General features: G+C 58.9%; 5 protein-coding genes and 1 pseudogene. 2 read left to right on the forward strand and 4 right to left on the reverse strand.

The genetic code is table 11. From position 1 onward, the window contains the following. Positions 1 to 6: 6 nt before the first annotated feature. The 3 genes from KJQ96_RS37725 to ald all read right to left on the reverse strand — a co-directional run bounded on the left by KJQ96_RS37725 (position 7) and on the right by ald (position 2617). Positions 7 to 675, reverse strand: coding sequence for a reverse transcriptase domain-containing protein (locus KJQ96_RS37725; RefSeq protein WP_249735038.1), 669 nt, complete (start codon positions 673 to 675; stop codon positions 7 to 9). Positions 676 to 832: 157 nt separating this feature from the next. Further along, positions 833 to 1255: a hypothetical protein gene (locus tag KJQ96_RS37730; protein WP_213291077.1), complete on the reverse strand. Its 423-nt coding sequence runs from the start codon at positions 1253 to 1255 to the stop codon at positions 833 to 835. Positions 1256 to 1504: 249 nt separating this feature from the next. After that, complete coding sequence (gene ald / locus KJQ96_RS37735) at positions 1505 to 2617, reverse strand: alanine dehydrogenase (RefSeq protein ID WP_213291078.1); 1113 nt, start codon at positions 2615 to 2617, stop codon at positions 1505 to 1507. A gap of 1061 nt (positions 2618 to 3678) precedes the next feature. Here ald and KJQ96_RS37740 point away from each other — a divergent pair. Both KJQ96_RS37740 and KJQ96_RS37745 read left to right on the forward strand, forming a co-directional pair. Next, positions 3679 to 4086: an IS3 family transposase gene (locus KJQ96_RS37740; protein ID WP_213291079.1), complete on the forward strand. Its 408-nt coding sequence runs from the start codon at positions 3679 to 3681 to the stop codon at positions 4084 to 4086. Between the two features lie 584 nt (positions 4087 to 4670). Further along, positions 4671 to 4991: pseudogene (locus KJQ96_RS37745) on the forward strand (group II intron reverse transcriptase/maturase); the annotation flags it as partial. 12 nt (positions 4992 to 5003) lie between these two features. Here KJQ96_RS37745 and KJQ96_RS37750 read toward each other — a convergent pair. After that, positions 5004 to 6748 (reverse strand): recombinase family protein (locus KJQ96_RS37750; RefSeq protein WP_213291080.1); only part of this gene is annotated, 1745 nt, incomplete at its 5' end.

Raw genomic sequence — 6748 nt, forward strand, 5'->3', positions numbered from 1 at the left:
ACAGCGTCAGCCCCAGGAAGTAGATGGTTTCCGGGCGGTTTCTGCCGCGGTTGCCTGCGTGTCGCTGCGCGAACCGTCCAAACTCGACCATTTGGTCTTGGTCGGCTCAAGAGTGAGGCCGAACTTTCCCAACCGAAGGCGTAAGGCGTCCTGAACACGAATGGCGTCCGATCGATTTTGGAAGCAGATCACAAAGTCATCGATATAGCGCACCAGCCGGGCTTCGCCCCGCAACCGGCACTTCACCACGCGTTCGAACCAGAGGTCGAGCACATGATGTAGGTAAAGGTTGCTCAAAAGTACGCTGATCGATCCCCCTTGCGGTGTTCCTTCCTCGTTCGGATGGACCTTTCCATCTTCCAAGATACCCGCTTTCAGCCAGCGCCGGATCAAACTGATCAGGCGTGGATCGCCGACTCGATGCGCGACAAATCGGAGAACCCAATCATGATTGAGACTCCCGAAGAAGTTCTTCAGATCCGCCTCCAGCACCCAGCTAATCTTGCCGCCGGCGATGACCTCATTGAGGGTCGCCAGGGCATGATGAGCGCTGAGCTTTGGCCGGCCACCGAATGAGCAGGGCAGAAAGTCCTGCTCATAGATGGCAGACAATACTTCGGCCGTGCTGCGCTGGAGCGGCCGGTCGGCGACAGTCGGGATGCCGAGCAGCCGCATGCCGCCCGACGCCTTCAGTATCTCCACCCGCCGTACCGGCTGCGGTTTGTAGGCCCCTCAAGCAACCGGGCCCGGATCGTAGGCCAGTGCTCTTTCAGGTAGGCCGGCAGCTCACCGACGGTCATCCCGTCGACGCCTGCCGTACCCTTGTTGCGCTTCACTTGGCCAGCGCTTTCTTCAGAATCTCACGCTCGATTACTGCTTCCATCGACGGTCCTGCGACCGCCGGGCGTTCGAGACTAGCCGTCGCCGCGCTTGCTTCGGTCTCTCGGACGGCGGCGCTTTGGGCTTCACCCTGCGCTCCGGTGACCGAGTTCAGCTCAACCTGATTCTTCTGCCGCATGGCTCGCGCGAGATCGACTGCTCTACTAACCATTTCCACCGTTCGGGCCTTCGGCGGCGCGCTGCCGCCTAATATGCCCTCTGCTGACTTCTGCGCTGCGGTCAGGCCGCCTTGCGGCGCCCTCAGTCTCGTTGCCGAGACACAGCACAGACCTCCCGAGGTAAGACCGACCGCCTTCTCCGCATACCCGCCGAATTTACCACCCCGACCCTCGATGGCTGTGGACTTCGCGATCATTTGCTCGCTCGTCCGGTCGGGTAGGCCTCGTTATCCGGTTCTTGTCCATCGGGTCGCGGATTTGCTCCACGCTTTCTTCAGACCCCACCTCACGATGACGCCCTTGCGCTTCGCTAACCCTTCGCCACCATCAGGCTGGGTAGAGGACTTCCACCCCCAAGCTGTCGTTCATACTCGGCACACAAAAAATGGGCCACTCCAACGGAGTGGCCCAAGTAAGGGAGGAACGGCCCTGGAGGGTCTTTGGGATCAGGCCGCAGCGTGTTCGATCGGTGAGAATGGCAAGCCGAGACTCTCGGCGACCGCCTTATAAGTCAGCCGACCCCGATAGACGTTGAGACCTGCGCGCAGATGCGGATTTTCGAGGACGGCTGCAAATCCCTTGTTAGCGAGAGCCAAACCAAAAGGCAGAGTGGCGTTATTCAGTGCTTGGCTTGAGGTCAGCGGGACAGCTCCCGGCATATTGGCCACACAGTAGTGAATGACGCCGTCTACCTCGTAAGTTGGATCAGCGTGCGTCGTCGGACGCGATGTCTCGAAGCATCCACCCTGATCAATAGCTACATCCACGATGACGGAGCCTTTGCGCATCGAGCTCAACGTGCGGCGGCTGACAAGCTTCGGCGCGCTCGCGCCGGGAACGAGCACCGCGCCAATGACAACGTCGGCAGCAAATACCTCTTCCTCAACGACGTCGATCGTCGAGAACCTGGTACGAACACGCCCTTCGAACAGTTCATCCAGTTCGCGAAGCCGGGGAAGCGAACGGTTGAGGATTGTGACCTCGGCACCCAAGCCTACCGCCATCCGCCCCGCATGCGTACCGACAACGCCGCCCCCGATTACGACAATACGAGCCGGCTGGACACCCGGCACGCCGCCGATCAACAGCCCGCGCCCGCCCCCATACCGCTTCAGGGCCGCACCGGCCGCTTCGATCGCAAGCCTGCCCGCGACCTCGCTCATCGGCGCAAGGAGCGGAAGCCCGCCATGCGCGTCGGTCACAGTTTCATAGGCAATTGCTGTACAGCCAGACCTAATGAGGCCCTTAGCCTGCTCGGGGTCCGGCGCCAGATGAAGATAAGTGAAAAGGATCTGATTCTCTCGCAGCTGGGTCCATTCGGACGGCTGTGGCTCCTTGACCTTTATGATCATCTCGCTCGACGCGAACACGTCGCGAGCAGAATCCAGAATGGTTGCGCCAGCCTCGCGATAATTGTCGTCTGTCGCGCCTATACCAGCACCGGCATTGGTCTCGAGCAGTACGCTGTGGCCTGCGGCCACATATTCGCGGACCGCTCCAGGGGGCAGGCCCACGCGGTATTCGTGCGTCTTGATTTCCTTGGGAACGCCGACCTTCAATTGCAATCTCCTAACTTGGACGGCCGCTTTATAATCGAAGAGCGGCGCAAACGTGCGACGCAGGCGACCAAGTAGCGCCGAGATTCAGCGATTCTGAGCAGCATCACGCAGGATTCCATCCGAATGACACTCCAGCGCCGAGCTCAGCACGAACGCGCGGATTGAACTGAATGGCATTATCCAGTACCGCAATTGCGCGCCGGCAGCGCGCGCAGAGACGCGCTAAGCGTGCGGTCCACCGGTGAGGCGCTCTTCTGTTAGGTTAGAATGCTCGCCGCCTGAGCGTTGGGGTAGGGCGAACGCAAGGCGCGGCGCGCTCGCGCTTCCCATGGGAGAGCCATGCGCTCACGGCGTAAACTGTGCCGAACATGGCGAAGAAGATGGACAGCATAATAAAAAATGGCATCGGCGGGACACTTAGTTTCGTTTGGGGAACGCGGGTCTCGCCAGATTTCCTGTCGGACACCATAAGCCCCGATTCGTTACCTTGGTGAGACTCTATACACCCTGACGCTAAGTAAGATTCAAGCCGCTCGAACAGATTCATGCGAAGCGCCTGCAGAAACTAACGTTTTTGTTTCGGCACGTTGCTTGCTTATTCAGGCATCATCACCAATGCGCCAGTGATGTAGGGATCGACTCAGCGCCCCTCGGCCGCCGTCGGGTCCATCCGCCCAGCTCTCTGCGGCCAATCGGCAGGAGGTGCGATATGAAACCACACGTTCAGGCCACTCTGACGATAAGACGGGCGCGAGACTATTGAGCCAACGCGACGCAGCTGCAGTATCACTTCACGTGAGATCGTCCAAGGGATCAAGTTTCACGTGCTTTGCTTGGAATGACGGGCAGATCTTAGCGATGTTCGTTAACGGAAAGCTCTCGATCGCATCGCAGTCCGGCCTTCGGTAGAAGACGTTCGAAGCTCTCGTAAGCTTGGCGAGCGCATTCGCTATTATCCTTTGCATGGCGGCCTTACAAATAAACCTCGATCATTGCCGGCCCCCGGAAATGAGCTTTCGTTTCACTGAGGACCATCGCGACGCCTATCCGGTGCGGCTGATGTGTGCCGTGCTCAGGTCTCACCGGCCGGCTATTACGCCTGGCGCAAGCGCCCGGTGAGCGCACGGGCAACCGCCAATGCCACGATCTTAGCAGATATCCGCAAGGTCCATCGGGACAGCGATCAGCGCTACGGCAGCCCACCGGTTCACGCCGCGCTGCGGGCGCAGGGACGAGGCGCCAGCCGCGGCCGGATCGAATGGCTGATGCAGCGGCATGGCATCCGGGCCATCATGGCGTCGCCGCATCGGGTTCGCACTACCGACAGCCGCCACAGTCTGCCGATCGCGCCGAACCGGATCGAACGCAACTTCACCGTCAAAGCGCCAAACCGGATCTGGCTCGCCGATATCACCTACAGTGCGCCTCGCCCCGAGAGATCGGGGAAGCGTATGTCTGGAATGCATTGAGAAAGGAGGGAATGTGACGAGCCTGCTTCCTGCTGTGAGGAAGCATGAGCCCAAGCGGCGGTGACCTGCTGTCAACTGGCAGGGTGACGTAGCCCGCAGGTAAAGGGAATTGAGGCAAAAGCCGTTACGCCGAAATGGTTCCCGAGGCTGAGTATCGGAAGGTTGAGGAACACGAACCGGTTCATCCGCGTCTGTGGGCGGAAATCTCGCCTCCGCCTACACGGTTTAATAGGCGGAATGCCGATGGTGTCGATGGACATGTAACCGGAGACACCCGAACGCGAGCGTAGATGTAAGGCGTTTTGGGGGGGCCGAGAGGAGAACACAGCCAGATCGAGGCAATGGCATCGACTTGCAGCAAGCAAGGGAAAAGACTGCGACCGGCAACCTCGCCGATACGCTGGTAGTCCGACATATGAACGAGGGAAGGCATGAGCGGAATGACAAGGGAGTTGACCCTGATGTCCGTCATGCTGGCAGAGCTCCCGTAGTAGTCCGAGGCCGGGAAAGCCGGCCGCATGGCGAAGGGGAGCAGTTTGAGTAGCTTGGAGTGCACGTGATCTGACCCAACGAGGTGAAGACCTTTGATAATCAGTGAAATGCAGCACAAGCTCGCGACTTGGGCCGCGGCCGATCAGACCCGCCGGTTTGATCGACTGCTCCGGCTCATCACCGACAGGAATTGGCTTGCTGAGGCGGCCCGGATCGTCCTGGCGTCGAAAGGCGCCAATACGCCGGGTCTTGACGGAATGGATAAGCGACGACTTGCTGTCGATCTGGAGCGTCATCTGGATCGGTTGCGAGGGGCCCTGTTGGACGGCACTTACCGCCCAACGCCGGTCAAGCGAATCCATATCGCGAAGGCCAACGGCAAGTTAAGACCATTGGGTATACCGACGCGCCGGGCATAATACACCTCATACAGTTTGCGTTGGGGATGGTGGGTGAAGATGGCTTGAAGTCGCAACCCATTTTCGGAGACGCCGGTTGACGTAATCGTCGATGGTGATTGCATATGGCGCATTCGGCTTGCGTTGCAGCGCCGAGACTATACTACGTTCGATCCAGTAATGGACGACCCACAGGCTGACGCCAAATCTCTCACAAACCTGGCTGACGTTCAACGTTCCGGCGGGAAGAGATGGGCCAGTGATACGATGCTTGTAGCGGATCCATCGAAACACGCTGACGGTGAACGGCCTGCCGGTCGAGCTTGTCTGGCCATTGCTTTTGAGTTGCGCGACGATCTCATGATCGTCATGTAGTTCCGCCAGCGCGCGGATTTTGGCGACGAACTCATCGGGATAACGAACTGCTTCGGGGCAGTTCGGCCGCTGCCGGACCTCAATTGTCTCAGTAGCCCCACCTTGCCAGCGAATTTGCAATCGCAGCAGTTTGGGTTCTGGACCCTTAGCTGCGGTAATGTCGCGTATCAACAGGCGGAGCATGCGCTTGCGGTCACGAGCTGAAGTGCTTGAAGCCTTCCACAGTCGGGGGAAGTCCCTGCCAAGCTGCAGTATTTGCTGCCTCTGTTCGGTTGTGATGCTACGCAGGTTCTGGCGCTCAAAATTGGCCAATTCAGTCTCGAGCTCGAGAAGCCGCTCCATTGCATCGTTCCAGCGCTTCTCGAGCGTACTGGCAACCAACCGATTGCTGGGGTCTGCTTCTTCATAGCGCCGTTCTGCCAAGTCACAATCATAACGGGCCCGGTCTATCCTTCGTTGCCATTGCGCAGCAATTGACCTATCGCGCTCCTCCAAGCTTGTCAGCGCTTGCAACGCCAGTTTAGCCGTCAGTGGCGTGACGGCGGTCAGCAGGCGCTCTGCAATGGCGTGATCAAGCGGTTTTGATGGCAGAGACATGCAGTGCTGCGGCGCCAGTGCCTCCCGACGCCTCCAATTGCATTTATAGATCGGGTAAAGACCGCCGTTGCCGGCGTAGCGCACATTTAGACGCCGTCCGCAAGCGCCACAAAGCAATAAACCTTGCAGCAAACAAAGTCCCTCTCGAGCGGGTCCGGCGATAACTTCGCCATTGGTCCTGTTCGCCGCCAAGTGTTCGCGGTTGGTAAGGAATCGATCCCAGGTAATATAACCAGCATGGTGATCGGGAATGACAACACGCCACTCATCTTGTGGCATGCGGCGCAACTGAGTTTGGATCTCACCGGTAGGGCCAACCTGCTTACAAGATTGATATCGGCCAAACACGTAAGTGCCGGCGTAAGATGGATTGGCAAGGACACCGAGCACGCGTGAATGCGTAAGTCGTCCCCAGATCAGCTTGCCGTCCCAGACGCCGCCATAGGCTCGGCGTGGAAAGACAAGGCCGAGTTCATTGAACCGTTTAACTACCCCGTAGGCGCTGCTCTCTTGTTCAAATAGTTCGAAGACTGTTCGAACCGCGCCTTGCACTTCCTGATCGGGGTCGAGGGTGATCCTATCGCCGTCGAATACCAGACCGACCGGCAGAGGGAAGTGCAATTCACCTTTCTGCGCCTTGTTGAGTTTGCCTCCGTGGAGGCGCGCGCGAATGATGTGCAGCTCTGCCTGAGCAAACGTACCCTTCATGCCAAGTACAAGGCTGTCGTTGAAGTCCGCCGGATCGTACGACCACACAGCATGATGCCCCCATTCGGGAGCCATCTGATCAGTTGGAGCAG

It is taken from the genome of Bradyrhizobium sp. sGM-13 (genome assembly GCF_018398875.1).
Lineage (GTDB): Bacteria > Pseudomonadota > Alphaproteobacteria > Rhizobiales > Xanthobacteraceae > Bradyrhizobium.

What these genes read in the sequence shown, in the direction of transcription:
- KJQ96_RS37725 (WP_249735038.1), bottom strand. Translation starts at nt 675, where the DNA reads ATGCGGCTGCTCGGCATCCCGACTGTCGCCGACCGGCCGCTCCAGCGC.
- KJQ96_RS37730 (WP_213291077.1), bottom strand. Translation starts at nt 1,255, where the DNA reads ATGATCGCGAAGTCCACAGCCATCGAGGGTCGGGGTGGTAAATTCGGC.